Below are 24,156 nucleotides of genomic sequence, written 5' to 3'. Positions count from 1 at the left end.
CGGTTTTACAGATCAAGATTTAATCCTACTGCATATTTGCGCTGGTAAGGATATGCCCATCCATAGCCATCAATAATGGATTCCGGATCCAGGTACTTTTTGATGGAAGAGAATTCAAAGATGTTTTCGCCGGTTACGTAGATGCGTAAACGATTAATATGATAACGCCTGGTGAGCGATGCGGGCAGGGTGTAACCCAGGGTTACATTCTTGATACGCAGGTAAGCCGCATTCAGCATGTATTTGGATTGCGGGATATCCAGTCCTTTTTTATCGTTGTTATCTGCCAGCCACGATTGTAATACCGGGAAGTAAGAATTGGTATTGGCATCTGCCAGTCCGGCTTTGATATAGGACTCGCTATGCTGCGCGCGGGTAGCTTCGTTGTCGGCTGTAGCACGGTAGTAGTCGAGGTTCCAGGGGTAAATACTGGCGTACGGTTGTTGGTATGGTCCCCAGAATAAATAGTGATGCGGGTAGTAGTCCATTTTCCCGATACCCTGGAGGAAAACGGAAAGATCGATGCCATTCCAGTTCATATCCAGGTTTACACCAAAGCGGTAATGCGGACTGGTATTGCCGATCACTTTCAGATCTTTGGGATCTTTGGCAGAAATACCCCGTTCAATTTTGCCGTTACCATCCAGGTCTTTGTACTTAGGCCATCCTTCTACAATTTCCAGGGCGCCCCAGGGGATAATGGCAGATTGATCCAGTTTGTTGATCTCATCTTTATTTTTGAAATAGCCGTCGTTGGTGAGTCCCCATATTTCGCCATAGGTTTGACCAGGCCAATAGTTGGAGCCAAAGAGTTTCTGTTCGTTCTGGAACCGGGTGATCTTTGTTTTATCATCAGACAAAATAACTTTCACACCGAAGCCGAGAGGTTTAGAGGCTACATTAAAATCGTTGCGGTAGCCGAGGCTCAGTTCCCATCCGCGGGTCGACAGATCGGCCACGTTTTGCTGGGGAGCGCCGGTACCCAATACAGCTGGTAATTCCTGGCCCTGTGCCAGCATACCGGTGGTGTTGCGGATAAAGTAGTCGAAGCTGGCCTGGAATTTATTTTGCACAAAGCCCATGTCGGTACCCACGTTGGTGGTGGTTACTTTTTCCCAGGTATAGTTGGCCGGGTCTACCTGCAGGGAAGGTGCGCCGGTGACGATGGTTTGACCGGCATTACCACCTGGCAGGAACTTTGATTTATCGGTTTTCAGGGTTTGCAGATAACCAAAATAGGCTACGCTCTGATTACCCAAACTACCATATGATCCCCTGAATTTGAGTGTGGAAATAACCGGCAGTGTGTTCCGCATAAAGCTCTCCTCGCTGGCGATCCAGGCGGCAGAAACGGAAGGGAACAGGCCCCAGCGGTTGCTGGAAGGGAAACGGGAAGATCCGTCGTATCGTCCATTTGCTTCTATGATGTAGCGGTCTTTAAACGTGTAATTAATTCTCCCGAAAAAACTCCGGATAGCATACGAGTAATATTCCGTACCTACCGCAGGATCACCGCTGGTGAGCGCGATGTAGGGGAGGGAAGAAGAGATCAGGTTTTGCTTGGAACCCTTGATCAGCTGCCATTCGTAGCTCTCCTGGTTGTACCCGGCCAGTAAAGTGATGTTGTGTACTTTACCGAGGGTTTTGTGGTAATTGGCGAAGAGGTCTATTACATCATGACTGATAGTACCGTTGTTTTCTGTAACGGAGCCGTTACCGCCTTCCTGGCGGATATCGTCCGGACCATAGCCTATCTTATATTTTTTCTGATCGATGTGGTATTTCCAGAGTTCTCTTTTGATGCTGGCGTCACCGGTGATGGTGAGGTCGTTGTCGAGGAAAGAAGCCACACCGCGGATGATGTCCTGGAATCCAAAACGGGTTTGCGTGTTGCGTCCGCCGTCTACCAGTTGGGCTGCCAGTCTGCCGGCGGCGGTATTGGCCCAGGTGCCGTCCGGGTTCACTGCTACCTGGGTGGGTTGCAGGTAGTACACATCTGTGATGTTATATGCAGGGGCATCGGCCTTTGTCTGGTAGATGTTCATGTTATTATCTACCTGTAACCATTTGATGGGTTTAAGGCTGAGTTTTCCGCGTAATCCGTAGCGTCCCCAGTCGTCTTTTGCCAGTTTATTCAAACCGTTTTCTTTGGTATAGTCGGCAGAAAGGAGATAGCTGATGGGTAATTTCTTTGCCGTTTCTGCGCTGCCGCTCAGGGAGATAGCATGATACTGGGAGAAATTACTTTTACTGAAGAAGTAATCATTCCAGTTGTTGCTGCCCATGTACGCCCATTTGGTGGGATCGCTGGGATCAATACGGGTATCAGGCAGGGAAGGGTTTTCGGATCTTTCCTTTGCCCATTTATAATACTCGTCGGAATAGTTTACATAGTCCCACGGTGTATTGTCGGTAGATGTTTCCAATACGCGCGAGTAAATATAGGGATCGGTGATCGCGTCCGGCATAACGGTACGGCGCGACATAGCGAAGTAGTTACTGTAGTTGACGGTTTGTTTACCGCCGCTGGTGCCTTGTTTGGTGGTGATGAGAATAACGCCGTAGGCGGCGCGGGCGCCGTAAATGGCTGCAGAGGCGGCATCGCGTAATACGGAGATAGACGCGATATCAGCAGGGTTAATGCGTAACAGGTCGTCCATCACTGCGGCAATACCATCAATCACGATGAGGGGCGCAATATTCCCGTTAGAAGAAGCAATACTGGCCACACCCCTGATGTTGATAGTAGGCGTTTGTCCGGGGCGGCCGCCGGGGTAGCTGATATTCAGCCCGGGGCTGAGACCCTGTAAGCCCTGCATCACATTGGCAATGGGGCGTGCAGCCAGCTGTTTGCCGGAAATCTGATCGATAGCGCCGGTTACGTTTAGTTTCTTCTGTGTACCATAACCTACCACGATCACTTCTTCCATAGAATTTTTAGAAGGTTCGAGGGTGATGGTCAGGGTTTCCCGGCCGTTGAGTGAAACCTCCTGCTGATCAAAGCCTACATAGGTAAGTACGAGGATGGCATTTTCGGGCACCTTTAATTCAAAGTCGCCTTTTACATCCGTAACAGTGCCTATGGAAGTGTTTTTGAGCCTTACGCTTACGCCTGGCAATACTTCGCCGGCGGGATTTACTACATGGCCTTTTACCAGGTTGTCTTTACTCACCACGGCCGCCGGGGCGATCACGATCAGTTTGTCGGACATTTTCCGGAAGTGAAGGGAAGTATTATCGAGTATTTCGTTTAATACTTTGTCGATAGACCAATCTTTTGCATCGATAGATATTTTATGGTTTAACGGAAGATTATCATCGTTATAAACAAACCTGTAATGGCTGTTCTTCTCCAGCAGGGCGAGGGCTTTGTCCAACTGCACCTGCGAGAGCTTCACTGTTATGGTGGATTGAGAATGCACCTTTGCGCTTACGTGTAAACAGGCAAGGGTGACAAGCAGCATAGAAAGCTTCATAAAAATTAACAGTTTATACAACCTCCGGCCGGGCGGAAGCCAATTGTCCACTGTACTTTTTTTCATACATTTGTTTTGTTGGTTAATTAATTTGTTGATGGAGAGTTTACCCAATACAATGCTGTTAACCGATATTTACACGGGGAATGGTGCGAACATTTCCCGTTTTTTTTCGGTTTAAGCTTAGCTAATAAATTCTTTAGTTACTTGTTGTTCAGATTGTCTGTTTAATGTTTTACAGGTGAAAGAAATGTTAGTTAATCCATATTTTGCCTTCTGCATCTTTATGCCAGGAAAACGATAAGGTTGTTTCCAGTGCATTCAATACTTCTTCCAGGCTTTCTGATTCGAAAACACCGGTAAAGTAGAGTTGTTTTTTACGATCGTCACTAAAGTTGATTTCCACCCCATACCACTGTTCCAGCATCTTTACTACTTTGTCGAGCTGCAGGTGTTTAAAGGCCAGTTTATTTTGTACCCAGGCCGTTTCCGGGATAATACTATCTCTCAATGTGGTGAGTTTCGTTTTATATACTATTATGGGTGTAGTTAGTGCTGCAGTGTTTTCTGTTGTTGGTGCTGTTTGCGGATGCACAGGTACGGTTAGTTTTTCGTTCGGCTTCAGCGATACTACCTGGCTGGAAGCATCGTTCAGCACCACTTCCACAGACCCCTGCACAAGGGATGCCACGGCGCTGTCTTCCTGTGGATAAGCCCTTACATTGAAGGAGGTGCCCAGCACCCTTACATTAAAGGCTTTGGTATGAACGCGGAAGGGACGTTCAGCATCGGCGGTTACCACAAAAAAGGCTTCCCCCTCGAGGGTTACTTCCCGGGGCTGATGCGCTGCAAATTGTTGGGGATAATCCAGTTTACTGCCGGCATTGAGCCATACCCTGGTACCATCCGGTAGCAGCACCTGTGAGCGCATGCGTTTGTCGGTGACAAGCTGTGATAACACCGGTGTTGTTTTGGCCCGTTGTGTATACCGCCAGTATCCGCCGAGGGCGAAGAGCAGGAGGAATCCTGCCGCAATGCCGCTGTATAGCAGCCATCTGCGTCCTTTTTGGGGCGCTTCTTCATAAAGTGTAGCAGCTGGTAGGCTTTGCATACGCTGCTGGTGTTTTTCCAGCAGTTGTTCCACCTGTGTAGGGGCGTATGCTTTGCCCGCCGGAGCCCAGTTTTGCGCAAACACTTCCCGGATGTAGCTGGCATCCGGGTATTGCTGCAGCAATTGTTCCAATGCTGCGGCTTCTTTTTCAGTTAATTCGCCGGCCATTTCGCGGGCCAGCAACGCATAAAGTTTTTCCTGATCCATAGTGTCAGTGAAGAATAAAAAGGCGCCAGTTTAATGTAAGCAGCCATTTTGTTCCTGCATCTGTAAGAAGGACAAACTAAACAGTAAAAATTCCCTAAAGGAAATCAAAAAAAAATTATGAGTCCAGCCGGAGGTAGGTTTGAGCGGTTTCGTCCGACAGGTCGAAACGGATGGCCTGGGATATTTTTTTAACGGCGATAGTGAGTTGCGCATCTACCGTTTTTGTGGAAATATTGAGCAGTTCCGCAACTTCGCGGTAACTGAGGCGGTCTTGTTTTATTAAGCGGAAGATAAGCTGGCAGCGGGCGGGCAGGCTGCGGATAGCCCTTTCTATTTTTTGCGATACTTCGGCGGATACCATTCCGTTTTCTGCATCGGGGGCAATGGCCAGCATGTCTGTATTCAGTGTATCCAGCGAATGGTGCTGGTGTCTTTTCTGTTGGCGCAGGGTATTCAGGGAAAGATTTTTGGTGCTTACATAAAGATATACCACCGGGTTTTGCACATGCGATAAATCATTCCGTTTTTGCCACAATGATAGAAATACATCTGACACAATTTCTTCTGCCAGGTGAAACGAGGAAACAATGGATGCAGAAAAATGTATCAGCCGGGTACATAACGCTATGTATAATTCATTATACGCCTGAATACTGTTATCATAGCAGACCCTTTCAAAAAGCCCTTTTATCTGCTCATTTTCTCTCATGGCGCAAAAATATATAAATCGGAATAAGTCTGTTATTAAGTGTTTGTTACGGTTTTGGTTGACCTGGTAATCTATTCGCTGTTCAATGCGTAGCAATATATACATTTCCCCCGGTATTCCATGAGCGTGTTCATAATAAACGTTTTCTTATCTTTACCCACTACCATGACCGATTCTCCGTCCATAAAACTATCCGTTCTTACCGGGAAAATCCAGCAGGCGCTTCAACAGGTGTTTGCAGAGCAAACCTATTGGGTAGTAGCGGATATCACCAATCATTCCTACTACCAGCAAAAGGGATATCATTATTTCGACCTGGTGGAAAAAGAAGAACATGCGGGTGGTATTGTAGCCAAGGTTTCGGCAGTTGCGTGGGGAAATGGCGCTATCCGGATCAAGGAATTTGAAATAGTTACGGGGCAGCAGTTTAAAAATGATATTCATGTATTGGTAAAAGTATCGGTAGGGTACCACCAGGTGCATGGATTACAGATCACGCTGCTGGATATAGATACCAGCTTTACAGTAGGGTTGCTGGAACAGCAGAAGCAGCAAACCCTGTTACGGCTTACTACTGAATGCGCGGATTTTATCCGTAAGTCGGGCGACCGGTACATTACCCGCAACAACCAGTTGCCTTTGCCTGCAGTGATCCAGCGGCTGGCGGTGATCACCTCCGGCAACTCTGCCGGCTACCAGGATTTCCGGCATACCCTGGAGCACAATCATTTCGGGTACACATTTAAAATCGATAACTACTTCACGGTAGTGCAGGGCGAAACCAAAGCGGAGCTGGTACAACAACGGCTGATAGATATCTACCAGCGCCAGGTACCTTATGATGCGGTGGTAATTATCCGCGGGGGCGGTGCGCAAACCGACTTCCTGATCTTCGATACTTTTATCCTGGGCAGGGCGGTGGCAAAATTCCCGATCCCGGTGATCACCGGAATTGGGCATCAGAAAAATGAAACCATTACGGATATGATGGCGCATACCGCCACCAAAACGCCTACCAAAGCAGCAGAGCTGATCATTGCGCATAACCGCCTGTTTGAAGAAGCGGTGATCAATATGCAGCAGAATATTGTGATCCGGTCGCAACAGCTGTTTTCCGGGCACTTCCAGGCACTGTCTTATCTCAACAGCGCCATTATTAACCAGTCACGCACGTTGCTGGCCAATCATAAAGAAGCCTTGCATGCCCGCAACAATGTGGTGCTGCATACCTCGAAATCAATACTGCTGAACCGGCACCGGGAGCTGATGACCGTATCCAACGCCGTGTTATCGAAACCACGGATCATGGTTTCCAACCGGCTGAATGACCTCGACAATATGATTGGGCGTTTCCGTTCTTTCAGCAGGTTATTTATTCAAAGCAAAAGGGGGCAGGTAGCGCATTACGACTCCCTGTTCAAACTGATGAGTCCTGCCAGTATCCTGAAACGTGGCTTTGCCATTGTATACCAGGACGGGCATATTCTTCCCGATGCGTCCACTCTCCAGCCCGGAAGCCATATCAGGGTGGTGCTGCAGGATGCATCACTGGAAGCCACTATTACTGAAAAAAACATTTTACATGAGCCAGGAACTGACATATGAAGCTGCCTACAATGAATTGCAACTGATTGCGGAAGAAATAGAGAATGAAGCTGTTTCGGTAGACCTGCTGGCAGAAAAGGTAAAACGGGCAGCTGTTCTTATTGAATTTTGTCAACAGAAATTGCGCGCCACGGAAACGGAGGTGAATAATATTATCAAGCAAATGGAGGGGACGAAGGGGGGAGAGAAGTAAGGGCTTTCCACTCAGCTTTGAAACCGGGAAGAAGATATACCGGATCCGGGTAGCACCCACTTAGGATATGCTTAGGACATGGGGAATACGTGCACTGAAGGTGGAGGTGACGTGGAGGGGATGTGGACTTGATCTGGAAACGGTCTGCTGTAAAGGGTTTTGAGCGAAATTGAAGGTCGTGGTTCTGTACCCGGGGATCTCCCTAAAAAACCTCGTTAATACCAAAGTAAAAACCCGATTGATCCTTGCCCATGCCATAATCCAGCCGGATATTGATCCGTTTTTTAAACTCCCAGCGATAGCCGATGCCATAGCTGACCAGCGACTGGCGGAATTCCAACTCATTAAAGCGGGGAAATACGTTACCACCTCCAATCCAGGCAACCACGCCGCTGCGGTTGTAGATCTTCTGGCGTAGTTCCACCTGGGCAGCCAGGTAGTTCTTATCGCGGAAGCGGCCTTCGTAGTAGCCCCTGAGGCGGTTGGAACCGCCGGCTTCTCCGAGGAGGCTCCAGGGAACATCGCCGCTGCGTTCTTCTGCGTAGAGGTCGGTAGCCAGTACGGCGCCTTTCCATAGTTGTTTGTACCAGTCGAACTGCAGATCCAGTTGTGAAAATACGGTTTTATTGCCCAGGAACGAGGGGAAAAAGCGATAGCCCAGTCGTATGTACATGCCTTTATAGGCATTGGGTATAAAATCGCGGGTATCGTATACAATAAACGGGCCGGCGCCGATGCCCAGTACCTTTCCGGGAACCATGAGGGGCTTGCCGCCGGCAGTATCGAGTTTTTTGGTTTGTACATTCTGGATTTGGGTACAGAGGCCCATGAACAGGTTTCCGTTCAGGTTGATGCTGAAGTCGGCCTGGAGTTTTTCGGTGAGCTGCACGTATTCGGTATAATCATCTTTATGGCTGCCGGCTTCGTAGCCGATGCCCCAGTATTTATTGGGCCGGGAGCTGAAAGAGGCTTTCAATGCCAGCCGGAACCGGTCGTGCGGAAATATGGTGGTGTTGCTGATGCCGATTCCATAAAACCCGGTGAGGGCGCCGGAGGCGTATACCGCGGCGTTGGAAACGGGCAGCAGGGAATCTGTTTTATCTGTTTTGTATTGTGCGGCCATCATTACGGCGATGCCGAAGCTGGTTTCGGGGGTGTATACGGGGCCGCCGATGAAGCTGAGGTCTACCTTTTTCTTTTTCTTTTCTACGTTGGTATTTTTAAGATAATACTTGATGTTATCAAAAAATCCTTTAGGCGCTGAAAATGTGGCTGTTGAGTCTGCCCGGTCTTCCTGCTGGGCATACCCTGCAGCAGGTGCAACCAGTAGCAGTAGTAGTAAAATCTTTCTATCCATGTATGACAATGCAATGAATATAGGACGATTTTCAGAAAACTGATGAAGTGGTATGCAAAAAGTGTGTTAAATCATAAAACGAACAGCAGCGCGGGTTGGCCCGGCTGCTGTTGTTTTTTATAGGGGTAAACAAATTAATCGATGAGCAATTGTGTCACGGCGGCGGTGTTGAGCGCCCATTGCATGTTATACACTTCATCGGCGTGCGCTTCAGGGGCGGCCTGCAATTGCTGGGCCTCGGCCTTGGCGGCCAGGAGCTGACCAATGCTCAGTTTGCTGTCCAGTTTTTTCAGGATAGCCTGTACATTAGCCGTGCTGAGGTCCTGGATGATCTGGCCATCGAAGGCCATTTCCAGCCAGATGATTTCCCGGGCTGCCACATCCAGTACACCAAATACGAGCCCTTTGGTTAATCCGCCGGTGATGCGCACCATATGATCCACGCAGGACGGATCGTAGGCCACACCCTTTTTGGATACCTTCATAGGGTGTTTGCTGTTCATCCACCCCAGTACCAGGTTCATGGCGATGGCGCCCTGGCTGTAGGCATTGCAGGTGAAGGTGACATACTGCGCGCCGGCTTTGGCCAGTGCAGGAATGTCTATTTCGATGTATTCGGCCGTACCTACTTTATCTGGTATGGAACGGATATCGCCGCTATGGATACATCCGGTTGTTTGCAGGTATTGGAAGGAGCAGGTATCCGTACGGTTGTTTTCGTAGGCGATACGGCAGCTCAGGTCCATATCCAGGTGCTGGGCAGGTAATCCTTTACCCCATTGCATGAACAGGATAATTTTATCTCCTTCCACTTTAAACCGGGTTCCCATCAAAGCGCCGGGCAGATCCTGCACCTGTTCGCTGCGGTCGCCGATAGCCAGTGGTATTTTATACAGTTCCGGTGCAATGTAGATGCTTTTGGCAGTGGTGGCCACTGCGGCAAAGCGTTTCTTCATGGCCGAGATACAGAGATTTGTTACGGCCTGCTGCATTTCCTGCAACTGTTCGTCTTCGTAGATGTTCAGCTGCCGGTTAGCCGGGATGCTTTTCCCTACGCCGCCCAGTGGTTTTACCGCACGGGTGGTGGATTTATCGAAGTAATACAGCGCGTACATCTGTAAGGTCAGCAACAGGCGGGCCGGCACTTTATCCGTGATTTCCGCAAAGGCGGCGGTTACCGCTTCCGGTCCGAACCACAGCATGTTGGCAAACAGCGAGCGGGCAAAAAGACCCGGACGTTGTTTCAACAGTTGCAGGGTGTTGGCTTCATCGTAACGCAAACGGTAGTGGTTCACCTGGCCCTGCCACACGGTATAATCCTGGCGGTAGAACCGGTCCATCAGTTCGCGCAGTTTGTCAAAGCCATCGCGTTTGCTGAACTCGGCCAGGCGCAGGGCGCGGATGAAGCGTACCCACATGTTACGCTGCGGATGCATGATTTCGCACATGGCCGTTACATCCATATCCAGGCTATTCAGCCAGCGGGCTGCCATCAGTCCCTGTTGGCGGTTGTATTTCAGTTTCAGCGCCGCTTCCGCGGATGCCACTTGTACTGTAGGATAAATATCCCCGTAGATCTGCCGCTGGTTTTTATTTTTTCGTTTGGTGATGGTACCTGGCTTCACCAGTTGCAGGAACCCGGTATGTTTGTACCACAGGTAACGGAGTATATCCGTTGGCGTGGTAAACAGTTTTGCGGCTTTTTCTGCCTCATCTTTTTCAATCAGCACATCTACTACTGCAATGACGGTTTCTTTCATACCTGGTTTTACAGCAGGCAGCGGAAAGATATGCAGCAATGTTTTCAGGCTCTCCACCTGGGTAGCATCCAGTGCTGTTTTGGAGGTCAGCAGGTTTTCCATGTATTGAGCCGCCAGCTCGTTGTTCCAGCGTTTCAGCACACGGATCTTACTTCCCTGGCCCATGTTTTCCAGTTCGCCGAACTCGAACGGCGTACCGCAATAAGGACAACCGTTATATCTTTCCAGTGGAAAAGTATTGGCAGGAATAACATGGCCGCATTGGAGCTTAGTACCGGCGCCCGTGAATTTATTGGTCAGGTATGTGATAAAGTGATCAATGAACGATTCATTGGTAGGTACCTGCCAGTCTTTTATCAGCGGGGTCCAGTTGGTATTCACGCCCATCACTTCCCGGAATGTTTCCAGGATAGTAGCCTGGTAAGCAGGAGAGGTATGGTTTAACGCATGCAGGAGATCTTCTGTTACCCCAAATCCCAGTTTAGCGAGATTGGCTACCAGCATACCGGCGGCCGGGGTAATATGCAGCGTGTCTGTATTCACCACTGTATCAGGAATGTAAATAGCCTGTTGTCTTAATCCTGTTCTTAATAAAGCGTCCATTGTAATTGTGTTTAAATAATCAGATAATTTTGCTGCTGTTTATCCAAAAAAGAAGTAAGCAGCAATTGACCTCGATTTGTAAAGCAGGCTGGATTCGAACCAGCAACTCCGGATTGGAATCAGGAAGTAAGTTTTAATTGACCCTGAAGATAATTTTAAAACTACAGGATCCGGTGTTCAACCATTGAACTACTGCTTTTCCATCTTCTGCGTTAATTATAAATGTTCTTTTGGATCGAATGAAGTAACATTTATTTGACCGCTTCCGATGACACAAAGATGCGCAGGTATCTACGCAATACACTTGCGCACTTAAATATTTCTTAAAAAATAATTTTAACTACTTGATTATCTGTCATTTATTTTTTCTTCTTCCAAAGAAGAAAAAATACTACGCAGGTATAATGCGCAGTATTTTTGTTTCTTTGTATAAATTATTAGTATGTCCATCAATAAGCTGGCCCTGATCCGGTACAAGGCCATCGATGAATGCCTGCGTAACCGCTATCGTAAGTGGACGCTGGAAGATCTCATTGAAAAAGTAGCAGACGTGTTGTATGAACTGGAAGGCATCAGCAGCGGCGTGAGTAAACGTACCATCCAGGCGGATATCCAGTTGATGCGCAGTGATAAGCTGGGTTATAATGCGCCCATCATTGTAAAGGACCGTAAGTATTATGCCTACAGCGATGCTGCCTACAGCATCACCAACGCGCCCATTAACAACGCGGATGTAGATAAAATGAAAGAAATAGTGGCCGTGCTGAAACAATTTAACGGTTTCAGTTACTTCGATGATATGAGCGATATGATTGCGCGGTTGGAAAACAACCTGTATAAATCTACCGACGCGCATCTCAACTGTATCCAGCTGGAAAATAATCATCGCCTGCTGGGCTTATCGCATATCAACCCGCTTTACCAGGCTACGCTGCATAAAAAAGCGCTCCTGGTAGAGTATAAATCTTTCAAAGCCAGCAAGGCACAGGAGTTTATCTGTTATCCCTACCTGCTGAAAGAATACCGCAACCGCTGGTTCCTGATCACCCGGAATAAACGTACCCCGCAGCTGCTCACCCTGGCGCTGGACAGGATCATCAGCCTGCAGGAACTACCTAAAGAAAAGTTTATTGCCTGGGAAGGTATTCCCTTTGACGAATATTATGATAACCTCATTGGCGTTACCAAATCAGAAAAAGATCCTGTACATAAAGTAGTACTGCAAATTGATGCAAAGCATGCCCCTTACGTGCTGACAAAGCCATTGCACCATTCGCAGGAAATATTAAAGGAAGATGAACAGGCCACCATAGTGAGTATCGACGTGGTGCTGAACTTTGAACTGGAGCGGGAAATCCTGGGATTCGGGGAACATATGAAAGTACTGTCTCCCAAATCCCTGGCTAAAAAAATTGCATTGCGACTGGCACAGGCTGCGCAGGCGTACGAATAACGGGTACGTCTGCACGTATTTATTACCCGCTGACTTTATGATAAATAACCGTATCGGAAGCCAGCTGTTGTAAACGGTAACCGCCGGTATCCAGTTTCAGTTTTGGCAAAGATTGCTGTAGCTGCCGGAGCGCAGCAGGCGTAAAGCCCGCCTGGTATACATATAACTGTTGCAGCTTTTTATTTTGCTGCAGGGATAATAATCCTTCGGCATTTACCGCCGTTCCGGCGAGATTGAGATAGCGCAGCTCCCTGCAGTTGCCCAGTGCTTTTATACCATTGCCCTTAACCGCTGTATTCCTCAGATCAAGACGGGTGAGCTTCTTCAGCTGCCCCAATACAGCAAACGCGCTGTCGGTAACAGCCGTACCGGAAAGATCCAGCCAGATCAGCTGCTCCTTTAATCCCAGTAACAACTGCATATCACGGTCGCTGAACCCGGCGGCGTTGATCGCATCTACCGTGAGGTAGTGACTGCCGGCGCCCACAGGCATTACTTTTACTTTTAAGGCTTCCAGTGCGGCCATCTTCTGTTCACTGGGTGCGCCGGTACTTTCTTCCGGAACAAATTCCTGCTTATCCAGCGGGGTAGCGGGTTGCATTCCTTCCAGCACCGCCACGATCCGGGGTGTTTTTTCCAGCTCTTTTACTGTTTTACCGGCAGGCGCACCTGCTGCAATCCACCAGTGCAACAGTTCTAATTCCTGCGGCGTTACGGATGGCTTGCCTTTTGGCGGCATCCGGTGTTCGTCTTCTTCAGGAAGCAGCAGCCGTTTGAATAATTCGCTTTCTTCCGGTAGACTGTCCTTCAGCACCGGTCCGTGCTCTCCGCCTTTACGGATGAGGGCAATGGATTCCAGGCGCAAACCGCCTTTCAGCTTCTGTTCATTATGGCAGCCATAGCAGCGGTTGGTGAGTACCGGCCGCACAAGGTCTTCATACAACCGGGCATCGCCGATATTCGTATAGGTGGCAGCGTTAGCCACCGCTTTGTTCATGCCGGTGATCCGCTGTAAAGGAGCGGGCATGGCCTGTGTGAGGTAATCGTCGCCGTGGGTAAGACTACCGCCGTAATGCCCTGCGGCGCTCAGCAGCAATACCATCAGCAATGCTGCCGGTAGTTGCAGGCGGGGAAAGCGGTGTTTATTTCTTTCCAGCAGGTATAATGCGGTGCTGATAACGGCTACGCCTATACCGAGATATTTATGCGTTTGCAGTAATTTTTCTTCATAACCTCCATCGAGTGAAAGGAGGTAGCCGGTGATGCAGCTGAATATAGCCGACACGGCTGCCGCCAGTAATACTGCCGGCAGGGCTGTTTGTACGTGCCGCCATTTTTCCCTGCAGGCCAGCAGTGTTAATATAAATGCGATAATTAAAATGCCGATAGGCAGGTGTACCAGTAAAGGATGCGAACGTCCTATAAACATACTCCAGCTGCCGCTACTGATCAGTAATCTCATGGTTTGCTGTAACGTTGTTTTAGCTGGTTCATCATAAATACATTGATATCCCATTGGTCGGCCACCGGCTGCCGGGTATAAGGCAGGGTAGGCAGGTAGTCGGCCGGACCAAACTCAGTAAGAAACGTGAGCGGTTTGCCGGCGGCCTGGTGCCGTTGCACAATCTGATCCCACCAGCTGAAATGCGCTTTCACCGCAGCGGCCCATTCCGGCGCGCGGGGATCGTTCACCTGTGGTCCTTCCGGGTGCCCGATGCGGGCGTGTACATGACCTGCACGTGCCAATGCTTTGGCTACAGTGGCCTGCTGATCCTGCAGTAAGGATTCGTGTACGTTGCACCAGTGCGAAATGTCGAGCGTAAGCCGCAGGTCGGGTTTTGCATCGATGAATTTGCCGGCGATATGTGCGGCAAACAACATCCGTGAACGATGCGTTTCATGATATACCGGTATGCCTGTTTGTTTGGATATCCGGGTGGTCATATCTATTAACGCGCTGTTTTGTTCAAAGGAAAAATAATCCCTTCCGGAGTGGCAGTTAATATACAGCGGTTTAATTTTATTGTTCCCGGTGGCTGCTTTCAGCATGGTTTCAAATTGCTGCGCATGTTTCGTATAGTCGCTGTCGTAGCCCGCGCATAAATAGCCCACTTCCAGTCCGTGTTGTTCCAGCGCGGCAAATAATTCCTGTTGTGCGGCGGCTTCATTGGGCCACCAGATTTCGAGTCCGTCGTATCCGGCCTTTTTGGCCTGTGCACAAAATTCGTTGATGCTGCCGGTGTAGCCCCAGTTGGTGGCCAGTACAATAAGGCGGTATCCGTCTTTTGCGGCAGCAGGTGTGGCTGTGGCAAATGCCGGCAGGGAAGGGATACATAATGCGGAACCCAGTATGGCTGATTGTTTGATAAAATTTCTTCGGTTACTGTTCATGTACGGTTTAGCTTAGTATGGGTGTAATTACTTTTCCGCCGGTGTCTGTAAGGCGGAATGGCCGGCCCTGGAACTGGTACGTGAGCTTTTCATGATCAAAGCCCAGTTGTTGCAGGATGGTGGCGTGAATATCGTTGATCGCTACTTTTCCTTTCACGGCGGCATAGCCTATTTCGTCGGTTTCTCCGTAGGAAAATCCTTTTTTGATACCAGCGCCGGCCATCCACATGGTGAAGGCTTCTACGTGGTGATCACGGCCCAGGAAAGGCATGTCTTTGCCGTCCCTGTTTTCCTGCATGGGGGTTCTGCCAAATTCGCCACCCCATACTACCAGGGTTTCATCGAGCAGGCCGCGTTGCTTCAGGTCCTGCAGCAGTGCGGTAATGGGACGGTCAATTTCCCGGCATTTATTACGGAAGCCGTAATCGATAGCAAGGTTTTCGTCGGTACCATGACTATCCCAGCCCCAGTCGTACAGTTGTACAAACCGCACGCCTTTCTCAACAAGTTTACGGGCCAGCAGGCAGTTGTTGGCAAATGATTCTTTGCCTGGCTGTGTGCCATACATTTCATGAATGTAATCCGGTTCTTTGTTAATGTTCATTACTTCCGGTACGGAGATCTGCATTTTATACGCCAGCTCGTACTGTGAAATACGAGACAGGGTTTCCGGGTCGCCAAAGGTGGTATATTCCTGTTTGTTGATTTCATTGATGGCATTGATGGATTCCTTGCGCAGGTCCCTGCTCATGCCTTCCGGATCGGTGAGATAGAGTACGGGTTCGCCCTTGGTTCTGCATTGCACGCCCTGGTATACGGAGGGGAGGAAACCGCTGCCCCACACGCTTTTACCGGCATCGGGTGTTTTACCGCCGGAGGTGAGCACTACAAAGCCGGGGAGGTTATCGTTTTCGGAGCCGAGGCCGTAAGTTACCCATGAGCCGATGCTGGGGCGTCCTAACCTGGCGCTGCCTGTTTGCATCAGCAGCTGGGCAGGGCCGTGGTTAAACTGGTCCGTTTGTACTGCTTTCAGGAAGCTTACTTCATCGGCCATTGTAGCGAAATGCGGCAGGTGGTCGGACACCCAGGCGCGCGATTCTCCATGTTGGGAGAAGATGGCTTGCGGTCCGAGCATTTTGGGAACGCCGCGGATGAAGGCAAACTTTTTACCTTCCAGCAGGGACGGAGGACACAGCTGGTTATGTAATTTCTGCAGGGCAGGTTTATAGTCGAACAGTTCCAGCTGGGAAGGTGCGCCAGCCATGTGGAGATAGATCACGCTTTTGGCCCGTGCGGGGAATTGTGGCACCCGTGGCGCCATTGGGTTACCCGCGAGGTCCAGCAGGGTTTTGCTGCTGCTGCCGCAGCTGGCCAGGAAAGAGCTGAAGGCGGCGGCGCCCAGGCCTTTTACACAGTCCATCAGGAAGTGGCGGCGGGTGAAATACCGCAGTGTTTGATCGTTTGCTTCCTTTATCAGTCGTGCGTGTTTAGTCATACCGGATCAGGATTTAGTCAGGAATTCATCCAGGTTCATAATCGCGTTGGCTACTACGGTGAGTGCTGCCAGTTCCGCCTTTTGTGGTGTATTATCTTTATGCTGCAACAGTTTATCGGCTTCCGCGGGCTTTTGTTTGTATTCCGCGAGCGCTTCTTTATACAGTGTTTGCAATACTTTCAGTTTATTATCGGGCAGTGGTTTATACATGGCGGTTTGATAACCCCAACGGATACACGCCGCAGCGTCGTTGCCGCCGTTTTTCAGCATATGCCTGGCCAGTGAGGCGGCTGTTTCCACATATACCGGATCGTTGAGGGTAACCAGTGCCTGTAGTGGTGTGTTGGTGCGGATGCGCCGTTGCAGGCATACTTCGCGGCTGCTGCCGTCGAAGGAGAGCATCGACGGATAGGGGCTGGTACGTTTTTGAAAAACATATACTGCCCGGCGGTACTGGTTGCCGTCGTCGGCGGTTTTCCAGTAGGCGCCGCTCCAAACGGATTGCCAGATGTTATCGGGTTGGTACGGCATGATGCTGGGGCCGTGCAGCTGGCGGTTCAGCAGGCCGCTCACGGTGAGTGCCTGGTCCCTTACTTCTTCTGCTGTAAGCCTGAAATGCGGGCCCCTGGCGAGCAGACGGTTAGCAGGATCTTTTTCCTGCAATTCAGGGTTGCTGGCAGAGGATTGTTTATACGCCGCAGATAATACTATTTCGCGCAGCATTGGTTTTACATGCCACTTGTATTTGTGCATAAACTGGTAGGAGAGATAGTCGAGCAGTTCAGGGTGCGATGGCGTGAAACCCTGTGTGCCAAAGTCTTCTATGGTTTCCACGATACCGGTGCCAAAGATCTGTTCCCATAAACGGTTCACCATTACACGGGCGGTGAGCGGATTTTTTGTATCGGTGAGCCACATGGCAAAACCAAGACGGTTACGTGGCGCTTTTGCCGGGAATGGGTTCAGGGAGTGTGGTACATCCGGCGTCACTGCTTTTCCTTTTACCATCCAGTTGCCGCGTTCAAACACGTTGGTAACGCGTGCCATTACAGCAGGGTTTTCTATCATCACCGGCACGTCGTCGGGGTTTTGATTGATGAGTGATAACCAGGCGTTGTTGATTTTATCATAGCCGGGCTTTCCTTTACCGGGAATATCGTCGCGGTAGGCAAACCATTCCACGCTGCACACCGCATCTGCAGGGTTGAGGGAAGGGTTGCGGAAAATGAGGTAAAGATCGTGCGTGCCTGTTATGGGCGGCAGCGGCATGCTGATGGCGAGCCGTCCGTTGGTGGGCGCCAGGGTATGTTTGATAATGGTACGGCCATTTAAGCTGTCCAGTCTGAATTCTACGGTGCCGCCATTGCTGCCGGTCCAGTAGTTCATGAGCAGTTGCGTTTTGCCTTCCATGTTTTGTTTGGGAAGGCGGCAGCTGCCATTATTCCGGATGCCCATGTATTTGGTGTCCAGCAGGGCGCCGTTGATATAGTTATCGGCTACGTGTGCGTGTACTTTCGGTTCCAGTACTTTCAGGAATTCCTGTACATCCTTTGCCTGTTGGGTGGTGCCGTTTTGCGCTACCCAGTCGCTCACCTGTTTTACTTCTGCTGTACTAACGCTGTCGTACAAACGAAGTTTAGGGTGTTCCATGTGGGTATCTTCATCACGGGTATTATTGAGGAAGGCCATCAGTTTATAATAGTCTTCAAAGCGGAAAGGATCGTAAGGGTGACTGTGACATTGTACGCAGGCGATGGTAACGCCCTGGAATACATCCATGGTGGTGCTTACCCGGTCCATTACGGCGGCGGTGCGGAACTCTTCGTCCTGGGTACCGCCTTCGTCGTTGGTCATGGTGTTGCGGTTAAACGCGGTAGCGATGAGTTGTTCGCGGGTAGGATCGGGGAGCAGGTCGCCGGCCAGTTGTTCGATGGTGAAGCTGTCGTACGGCATATCGTTATTGAATGCATCAATCACCCAATCGCGGTAGCGCCATATTTTGCGGCTGTCGTCCCTTTCATAGCCTTTGGTATCGGAGTAGCGGGCGAGGTCGAGCCACATGGCGGCCCAGCGTTCGCCGTAGTGTGGCGATTTGAGGAGGCTGTCTACTATTTTTTCGTAGGCGTGTTCGTCGGTGCTGGCGGCAAACTGCTGTGCCATTTCAGGTGTTGGCGGCAGCCCGGTAAGATCGAGGCTTACGCGGCGGAGCAGGGTCATTTTATCTGCTTCGGGCGAGGGTTTCAGTCCTTCCTGTTTCAGCTTTTCCTGTATGAAGTGGTCTATTTCATTACCGTTGGCGATGGTAATATCCGGTACCGGAACATTTTTGGGAGATATATACGCCCAGTGTTCTCCCCATTCCGCGCCCTGTTTCACCCACCGGGTAAGCATATCTATTTCGGCGCTGGTGAGCGGTTCTCCTTTCTGCGGCATCCGTTCTTTTGGATCTTTGCAGGTAAGGCGGCGGATAAATTCGCTTTTTTCAGGATGACCTGGAATGATGGCGGGCTTGCCGGATTTGGTAACGCCCAGGGCTTCTTCCCGGAACAGTACACTGAATCCGCCGCTTTGCTTCACTCCTCCGTGGCAACTGATACAGTGCTTGTTAAGCACTGGTTTTACCTCGGTACTGAAGTCTACCTTTTTATCAGTGTGACAGGCGGCAAACAGCAGGCCTGCCCCCACCGCTATAGTGAGGCTCACTGTAATCCTCAACGTGGAAAAATGGGACATTGTTTTTTTCATTGACGTCCGTAAAAATAAGCAGGTGCCACTGAATAGTGGCTAGATGATATGCTGATTATGATGGATTATCTTACGGTTAGAATTTCCTTTCCCGGTATTGATTGGGCGATACACCCATCACTTTGGTAAACATGCGGGAGAAGTAGTAGGGATCTTCCATGCCGAGTTGTGCGGCTATTTCCTTGATGCGTGATTGCGTGAAAAGCAGGTGCTGGCAAGCCTTCTGTACTTTCAGCTGGTTGAAGTATTCGATGGGAGAGAAGCCGGTGTTGTTTTTGAAGAGATAGGAGAAGTGCGACTGGGAGAGGTTTACGGCCTGCGCCATCTGCTGCAGGGTAAGCATCTTGTCCAGGTGTTTATTCATATAGTCGATGCATTGATCAATGGCATCGTGCTGCTGGGACGGCTTTCCGGGTTGGGTGAAATCCGGGTAAATGCAGGACGACAGGAACGACCAGAAATTCATATTGGACCAAACCAGGTTTTCATCACGGTAGCCCCGCTGAAGCTGGTGATAGATCCGCTCAAACAACTGGATCCTTTCCGGGGAATGGGGGAGGAATATGCGGTGCCCGTTCCATGCGCTGACCGCTGTCTGCACAATCCCATCTGCACTGGTTCCCTGGAAGTGCGCCCAGTAGATGGTCCACGGGTCGCTTTCATCCGCAGTGTATTCATGCGCCCATTTGCGCGGCAGCAGGAAGCAATCGCCCGCCTGGATGGCATGTACGTCTTTTTTCAGCGTAATACTGCCTTTGCCCTCTACGCAATAAATTAAAATATGCTGCTCCGCGCCCTGTGCCCTTTTGCGGTGGTGGAACAATGCTTTCGGATAATAGCCGATATCCGTGATGTACAGGGGAGTAAGCGCCGCTTCCCGGGCGCATTTCCTGCTCAGGATGTTACGTGGAATCACTATCATACGCTGGCCCTGAAAGCCTTCTTTCTTCCTGATCATAACGCAGCCGGTTTTCTTCCCAAAGTAAGAAAATCCATTTTTATAACATCATGCAGCGAACGCCATCTTATCTTCTTACTATTTATTTTACCAAACTTTCAGAATATTTTGAAAATACAATAAGTTTGAATAATTTTGATGCCGAAAGCAAATGCACTGATATGAACACCATTGCTTACGCGATCTATCTCGCAATAACATACCTGATTACGGTGAAAGTGGGATGGCGGTTTTACCGCAACGGAAGGGTTTTTATCCTCGGACTGCTGGAGCAAAACCACACGCTGGCAGATGCTATTAATAATATTTTACTGGTGGGATATTACCTCGTTAACCTGGGCTACGCAACTGTGATGATCAGCACCTGGGATACGATCCACAACTGGACGGAAATGCTGGTGAGCATTACTGCCATGACCGGCCAGATCCTTTTGTCGCTGGGCATTTTACACTGTTTTAACATGCTTGTTATATATATTATCAGTAAAAGAAATCATTCCATTCAACCACTTAAATTATAGTATATGTCTTCCTCTTTTAATTTCCTGGCCTACATGATCTATTTGCCTGTTGTGATCAGCGTTACCTGGCTGGTAGCCATTACCCTGTTCAAAAACAGTAAAGTATTTATGCTTGATATTTTTCATGGCAACAACGAGCTGGCCACCGCTACTAATAAACTATTTGAAACAGGATTTTACCTGCTGAATGTAGGCTTTGCGTTCTGGATCATGAAAATTGCGGAAACTATTTCCAACCCGCGTTCCATGATGGAAGTCCTGAGCGGCAGGATCGGCGGCTTCTTCATCTGGCTGGGCATCATGTTGTTCCTTAATTTATATCTCTTCTTCCGTGGCAGAAGAATTTCAAAAGCAAAAAGTAAAGTTATCATCCCTGTAGCCTGACGCCAGCCTTTATCCATTGTTCCGCGGATTTTGTCTTTCCAAAAGAAAGATAAAATCCGCACTTTTTTTATTCCACGATCTCCACACCCAATCCATCCAGCAGCGACAATGCATCCGGCAAACTGAATTTAGCCTTCTTCACTTTATTGGTGCGTACATCAATGGCATACCGTTGTGCGCCTGCAAAATTAGCCTGGGTGAGATCTGTTTCGAAGAAGCGCGCCCCGGCGAGGTCTGTACCACCGAAATCGGCCTGTGATAAATTGCAGCCGGAAAAATCTGCTTCGTCTGCCTGGCAATGAAGGAAGATGCCTTTTTTCAGGTTCTTGCCGGAAAAATTGCAGTAGCTCAAACGGCTGTGATGAAACTCCACCGTAAGCGCATTACGGGCATTATGCCAGGCAATACCAATTGCTTTGCTGTGTTGCAGGATTACTTTGTTGAAAGATGTTTGTTTGAATTGTATCAACGACAGATCGCATTCTTCAAAGGTGCATTTATCAAAAACACATTCTTCAAAAACGCACTCCTTGAGGCTGCATTTATAAAAATGACAATCATAGAACTCCCTGCCGGAGATGGTTTTACCTTCCCAGATGATGTGCTCGAATTTTTTATGTTCGTGTGAAATTTCCTGATCGTAACCGGCCACGGTGAAAAGTTTAAGGTGTGAAGGTAGCAATTATGTTTTAGCAGCGAAGCATGTAAAAAAAATCAATTTTGTGGTCTGAATAGCCAAATACTGAATATCTTTACTTTGCTTCCGGGATGTAGAAATGGAGAACAGTTCAAACAGCATACAACGAAAAATTATTCATATTGATATGGATGCGTTTTACGCATCTGTAGAGCAACGCGATAACCCGATGTACCGCGGCAAAGCCATTGCTGTGGGCGGTTCGCCGGAAGGCCGTGGTGGAGTGGTAGCCACCGCCAGTTATGAAGCGCGCAAATTTGGCGTACGTTCCGCGATGCCTTCCAAAAGAGCGCTGCAGTTATGTCCTGAACTGGTTTTTGTGCGCCCCCGTTTTGATGCTTACAAAGAGGCGTCCCGGCATATCCGGGAAATATTTTCCCGTTATACGGATCTGATTGAGCCATTGTCGCTCGATGAAGCCTACCTGGATGTAACGGAAGACAAGCAGGGCATCGGCTCCGCTATTGAAATTGCCAAACTGATCAAACAGGCCATCCGGGATGAGTTGCAGCTGACTGCTTCCGCGGGTGTGTCTGTGAACAAGTTTGTAGCTAAAATAGCCTCGGATCTTAATAAGCCGGACGGGCTTACGTTTATCGGGCCATCGTCTATTGAATCATTTATGGAAACGTTGGCGGTGGAAAAGTTTCACGGCGTGGGAAAGGTGACCGCTGATAAAATGAAAAGGATGGGGCTTTTTACCGGGGCTGATCTGAAGAAGCTGTCAGAGCAGGACCTGAAAACCCATTTTGGCAAGGTAGGTAGTTTTTACTACCGGATTGTGCGGGGGATAGATGACCGCGAAGTGCAGCCGCACCGGGAAACCAAGTCACTCGGCGCGGAGGATACGTTCCCATACGATCTTACGGTGATTGAAGATATGGAAGCGGAGCTGGAGAAGATCGGGAAAACGGTGTACGACCGGCTGCAGCGCTATAACCTGAAAGGCCGCACTATTACCCTGAAAATAAAATACAGTGATTTTAAACAGATCACGCGGAATCAATCCTTTCCGTTTCCGGTAGGGGATTACGATATCATTGTAGACACGGCAAAGCAGTTGCTGGCGGCTACTTACCCGGAAGATAAGCGGATCCGCCTGTTGGGCATTACCCTGTCTAATTTCAATGATGGGCCGTTGAACCAGGAGAAACTACCTCCGTCGGGACAGCTGTCGTTGTTCAATTTTGAGGAATAACGATTGCTTCTGCAGCCGTACAGGCAAAGGTTTCACTATCCCGCAGTATTTACTGTCAGCTGCTCCGGTAATATCATTACTGAAAATTAACGTGGAGTTGTCTTGTAGTGTGTACTGAAGGAGATGTTACAGGTTTTCCGGTGATGATGTTATTTTATGCGGGAGAAGATAAGTTGCCGCAGAAAACAACAATGGTTACATGACCAGGTTGTTACGCCAGAATTCAGGTAAGTCTATTTCTGTTTCAATTTCTTCGCTTCTTTCCTGCATCAGGTCGAGCAGGCTTTTGTGAAGGTCGGGATGTTCTTCCCAGAAAGCAGCAGGAACATCGAGTACGGCTTTCAGCAGGTCGCCGGGATACATACCGGCAGTTACCAGTACGTCGTTTTGTAATATCTCCAGTGCTAAAGGAACCAGGTAGGAAGGATTAAAGGATTGTCCGATTAAGATCCGCAATTCGCTTGCGGCTAATTTTACTACTGGTACTTTAACTAAGGCAAGACATTTCTGAATTATTCCCGAATCTTGATCTGTGGCCGGTCCCCAACTCTTATTCTCCAACTGCTCCAAAGATTTATATCTCCAGATATCTTTCTTATTCATAAAAATGTGTCTCTCTTTTCGTGCTAATAAAATGTTTAATTATGAAGATGATTTCAACGCGCAATTTTTTCTTTTGATGGTGATCATCTGTCAGAACCTGCGGAGTATTGCAGGTGTTGCGGTAGCCGGTTAGTGCCAGCGGTTATAAGAAACCAGGATCAACAGGTATAAATATAATGAATATTGTTGATGGCGAAAGAAAATTTTCCACCTTTAACATTTTATGTAACAAAACGGACCGTTAAATGAACATAAACGACCGTATGGATATGATTTATATATAAAATCCCCCGGCTGCACGCCGGGAGATTTTCGTATAATCTGTTCCGTTATTACACGGCCCTTTGGTATTTTGGCAGTACCAGCAGTTTCACGATGCTGTGTGCTGCGGCCGACAAAACCAGTGCTATCACGATCAGCAGGGAGGCTTTGCCGGGGGTATCAAATACATCGATCACGCCGGAAACATTTTTACCGGCGAAGAGGATGGCAATGAGGCAGGCAAGCGCTCCTGTAATCCACAGGGTAATATGCGACCACAGGTATTTTCGTTTTTGAAATCCTTTTTTTCCAAATGAGGTAAACAGGAGGTAAACGTGGGCAAGGAAAAATAAAACGGCTAAAACAGTAAGTGTTGTGAGCATGCTGGTTAATTTAGGTAATGGGTAATAATCATTCGTTCTAAAATAT

General features: G+C 48.9%; 19 protein-coding genes and 1 tRNA gene. 6 read left to right on the top strand and 14 right to left on the bottom strand.

Going from position 1 to position 24,156, the window contains the following annotated elements:
* Positions 1-5 precede the first annotated feature (5 nt).
* The 3 genes from PV783_RS21680 to PV783_RS21670 form a co-directional block, all read right to left on the bottom strand.
* A complete protein-coding gene (locus tag PV783_RS21680; RefSeq protein ID WP_420989532.1) occupies positions 6-3,476 on the bottom strand; it encodes a SusC/RagA family TonB-linked outer membrane protein in 3,471 nt (1,156 codons plus the stop codon).
* Between the two features lie 253 nt (positions 3,477-3,729).
* Positions 3,730-4,794: a FecR domain-containing protein gene (locus tag PV783_RS21675; protein ID WP_420989531.1), complete on the bottom strand. Its 1,065-nt coding sequence runs from the start codon at positions 4,792-4,794 to the stop codon at positions 3,730-3,732.
* Positions 4,795-4,909: 115 nt separating this feature from the next.
* The gene (locus PV783_RS21670) at positions 4,910-5,503 is read right to left on the bottom strand and encodes an RNA polymerase sigma-70 factor (RefSeq protein ID WP_159454450.1); all 594 of its coding nucleotides are present in this window, start codon (positions 5,501-5,503) and stop codon (positions 4,910-4,912) included.
* A gap of 165 nt (positions 5,504-5,668) precedes the next feature.
* Here PV783_RS21670 and xseA point away from each other — a divergent pair, with 165 nt between their 5' ends.
* Both xseA and xseB read left to right on the top strand, forming a co-directional pair.
* Entirely contained in the window at positions 5,669-7,108 is a 1,440-nt protein-coding gene (xseA, locus tag PV783_RS21665) for an exodeoxyribonuclease VII large subunit (RefSeq protein ID WP_111579317.1), read from the top strand.
* Positions 7,086-7,301: an exodeoxyribonuclease VII small subunit gene (gene xseB / locus PV783_RS21660; protein WP_079472732.1), complete on the top strand. Its 216-nt coding sequence runs from the start codon at positions 7,086-7,088 to the stop codon at positions 7,299-7,301. The genes xseA and xseB overlap by 23 nt, the downstream gene beginning before the upstream one ends.
* Before the next feature lie 202 nt (positions 7,302-7,503).
* Here xseB and PV783_RS21655 read toward each other — a convergent pair whose 3' ends face one another.
* The 3 genes from PV783_RS21655 to PV783_RS21645 all read right to left on the bottom strand — a co-directional run bounded on the left by PV783_RS21655 (position 7,504) and on the right by PV783_RS21645 (position 11,220).
* Positions 7,504-8,658, bottom strand: coding sequence for a BamA/TamA family outer membrane protein (locus tag PV783_RS21655; RefSeq protein WP_079472733.1), 1,155 nt, complete (start codon positions 8,656-8,658; stop codon positions 7,504-7,506).
* 134 nt (positions 8,659-8,792) lie between these two features.
* The gene (locus PV783_RS21650) at positions 8,793-11,021 is read right to left on the bottom strand and encodes a hypothetical protein (RefSeq protein WP_420989530.1); all 2,229 of its coding nucleotides are present in this window, start codon (positions 11,019-11,021) and stop codon (positions 8,793-8,795) included.
* A gap of 79 nt (positions 11,022-11,100) precedes the next feature.
* Positions 11,101-11,220: transfer RNA gene (locus tag PV783_RS21645), tRNA-OTHER, on the bottom strand.
* A 243-nt stretch (positions 11,221-11,463) separates the two neighbouring features.
* Between PV783_RS21645 and PV783_RS21640 the strand changes: the two genes are divergently transcribed.
* Positions 11,464-12,474: a helix-turn-helix transcriptional regulator gene (locus tag PV783_RS21640; protein WP_079472735.1), complete on the top strand. Its 1,011-nt coding sequence runs from the start codon at positions 11,464-11,466 to the stop codon at positions 12,472-12,474.
* A 22-nt stretch (positions 12,475-12,496) separates the two neighbouring features.
* Here PV783_RS21640 and PV783_RS21635 read toward each other — a convergent pair whose 3' ends face one another.
* The 5 genes from PV783_RS21635 to PV783_RS21615 form a co-directional block, all read right to left on the bottom strand.
* Positions 12,497-13,936, bottom strand: coding sequence for a c-type cytochrome domain-containing protein (locus PV783_RS21635; protein WP_420989529.1), 1,440 nt, complete (start codon positions 13,934-13,936; stop codon positions 12,497-12,499).
* A complete protein-coding gene (locus tag PV783_RS21630; protein WP_420989528.1) occupies positions 13,933-14,865 on the bottom strand; it encodes a sugar phosphate isomerase/epimerase family protein in 933 nt (310 codons plus the stop codon). Before PV783_RS21630 ends, PV783_RS21635 begins: the two co-directional genes overlap by 4 nt.
* 7 nt (positions 14,866-14,872) lie before the next feature.
* Positions 14,873-16,360, bottom strand: coding sequence for a DUF1501 domain-containing protein (locus PV783_RS21625; protein WP_079472738.1), 1,488 nt, complete (start codon positions 16,358-16,360; stop codon positions 14,873-14,875).
* A gap of 6 nt (positions 16,361-16,366) precedes the next feature.
* On the bottom strand, positions 16,367-19,105 hold the full coding sequence (locus PV783_RS21620) for a DUF1553 domain-containing protein (RefSeq protein ID WP_420989527.1): 2,739 nt from the start codon (positions 19,103-19,105) through the stop codon (positions 16,367-16,369).
* Between the two features lie 76 nt (positions 19,106-19,181).
* The gene (locus PV783_RS21615) at positions 19,182-20,063 is read right to left on the bottom strand and encodes a helix-turn-helix domain-containing protein (RefSeq protein ID WP_420989526.1); all 882 of its coding nucleotides are present in this window, start codon (positions 20,061-20,063) and stop codon (positions 19,182-19,184) included.
* A gap of 161 nt (positions 20,064-20,224) precedes the next feature.
* Here PV783_RS21615 and PV783_RS21610 point away from each other — a divergent pair, with 161 nt between their 5' ends.
* Positions 20,225-20,584, top strand: coding sequence for a hypothetical protein (locus PV783_RS21610; RefSeq protein ID WP_420989525.1), 360 nt, complete (start codon positions 20,225-20,227; stop codon positions 20,582-20,584).
* A gap of 3 nt (positions 20,585-20,587) precedes the next feature.
* A complete protein-coding gene (locus PV783_RS21605; RefSeq protein ID WP_079472742.1) occupies positions 20,588-20,968 on the top strand; it encodes a hypothetical protein in 381 nt (126 codons plus the stop codon).
* A gap of 67 nt (positions 20,969-21,035) precedes the next feature.
* Here PV783_RS21605 and PV783_RS21600 read toward each other — a convergent pair whose 3' ends face one another.
* On the bottom strand, positions 21,036-21,620 hold the full coding sequence (locus tag PV783_RS21600) for a pentapeptide repeat-containing protein (protein ID WP_159454452.1): 585 nt from the start codon (positions 21,618-21,620) through the stop codon (positions 21,036-21,038).
* A 124-nt stretch (positions 21,621-21,744) separates the two neighbouring features.
* On the opposite strand from PV783_RS21600, the gene dinB reads away from it, so the two are divergent.
* A complete protein-coding gene (dinB, locus tag PV783_RS21595) occupies positions 21,745-22,863 on the top strand; it encodes a DNA polymerase IV (protein ID WP_420989524.1) in 1,119 nt (372 codons plus the stop codon).
* 195 nt (positions 22,864-23,058) lie between these two features.
* Here the strand turns inward: dinB and PV783_RS21590 are convergent, their stop codons facing one another.
* Together PV783_RS21590 and PV783_RS21585 are read right to left on the bottom strand one after the other, a co-directional pair.
* Positions 23,059-23,466 carry a contact-dependent growth inhibition system immunity protein gene (locus PV783_RS21590; protein WP_079472745.1) on the bottom strand — a complete coding sequence of 136 codons (408 nt, stop codon included), beginning with the start codon at positions 23,464-23,466 and terminating at the stop codon, positions 23,059-23,061.
* A gap of 332 nt (positions 23,467-23,798) precedes the next feature.
* Positions 23,799-24,110 carry a hypothetical protein gene (locus PV783_RS21585; protein WP_079472746.1) on the bottom strand — a complete coding sequence of 104 codons (312 nt, stop codon included), beginning with the start codon at positions 24,108-24,110 and terminating at the stop codon, positions 23,799-23,801.
* Positions 24,111-24,156: the final 46 nt, after the last annotated feature.

The sequence above is a fragment of the Chitinophaga sp. CC14 genome, from assembly GCF_048957795.1.
In the GTDB taxonomy this organism is placed as follows: domain Bacteria; phylum Bacteroidota; class Bacteroidia; order Chitinophagales; family Chitinophagaceae; genus Chitinophaga; species Chitinophaga ginsengisegetis.
Note: the sequence above shows the minus strand (reverse complement) of the source record. Positions and strands in the feature narration are given on the sequence as shown.

Coding starts and splice junctions, on each gene's coding strand:
- PV783_RS21605 (WP_079472742.1), top strand. CDS start 20,588: ATGTCTTCCTCTTTTAATTTCCTGGCCTACATGATCTATTTGCCTGTT.
- PV783_RS21590 (WP_079472745.1), bottom strand. CDS start 23,466: ATGAATAAGAAAGATATCTGGAGATATAAATCTTTGGAGCAGTTGGAG.
- PV783_RS21630 (WP_420989528.1), bottom strand. CDS start 14,865: ATGAACAGTAACCGAAGAAATTTTATCAAACAATCAGCCATACTGGGT.
- PV783_RS21670 (WP_159454450.1), bottom strand. CDS start 5,503: ATGAGAGAAAATGAGCAGATAAAAGGGCTTTTTGAAAGGGTCTGCTAT.
- PV783_RS21635 (WP_420989529.1), bottom strand. CDS start 13,936: ATGAGATTACTGATCAGTAGCGGCAGCTGGAGTATGTTTATAGGACGT.
- PV783_RS21675 (WP_420989531.1), bottom strand. CDS start 4,794: ATGGATCAGGAAAAACTTTATGCGTTGCTGGCCCGCGAAATGGCCGGC.
- PV783_RS21625 (WP_079472738.1), bottom strand. CDS start 16,360: ATGACTAAACACGCACGACTGATAAAGGAAGCAAACGATCAAACACTG.
- xseB (WP_079472732.1), top strand. CDS start 7,086: ATGAGCCAGGAACTGACATATGAAGCTGCCTACAATGAATTGCAACTG.
- PV783_RS21650 (WP_420989530.1), bottom strand. CDS start 11,021: ATGGACGCTTTATTAAGAACAGGATTAAGACAACAGGCTATTTACATT.
- PV783_RS21610 (WP_420989525.1), top strand. CDS start 20,225: ATGAACACCATTGCTTACGCGATCTATCTCGCAATAACATACCTGATT.
- PV783_RS21585 (WP_079472746.1), bottom strand. CDS start 24,110: ATGCTCACAACACTTACTGTTTTAGCCGTTTTATTTTTCCTTGCCCAC.
- PV783_RS21640 (WP_079472735.1), top strand. CDS start 11,464: ATGTCCATCAATAAGCTGGCCCTGATCCGGTACAAGGCCATCGATGAA.
- PV783_RS21615 (WP_420989526.1), bottom strand. CDS start 20,063: ATGATCAGGAAGAAAGAAGGCTTTCAGGGCCAGCGTATGATAGTGATT.
- PV783_RS21680 (WP_420989532.1), bottom strand. CDS start 3,476: ATGAAGCTTTCTATGCTGCTTGTCACCCTTGCCTGTTTACACGTAAGC.
- PV783_RS21620 (WP_420989527.1), bottom strand. CDS start 19,105: ATGAAAAAAACAATGTCCCATTTTTCCACGTTGAGGATTACAGTGAGC.
- PV783_RS21655 (WP_079472733.1), bottom strand. CDS start 8,658: ATGGATAGAAAGATTTTACTACTACTGCTACTGGTTGCACCTGCTGCA.
- xseA (WP_111579317.1), top strand. CDS start 5,669: ATGACCGATTCTCCGTCCATAAAACTATCCGTTCTTACCGGGAAAATC.
- dinB (WP_420989524.1), top strand. CDS start 21,745: ATGGAGAACAGTTCAAACAGCATACAACGAAAAATTATTCATATTGAT.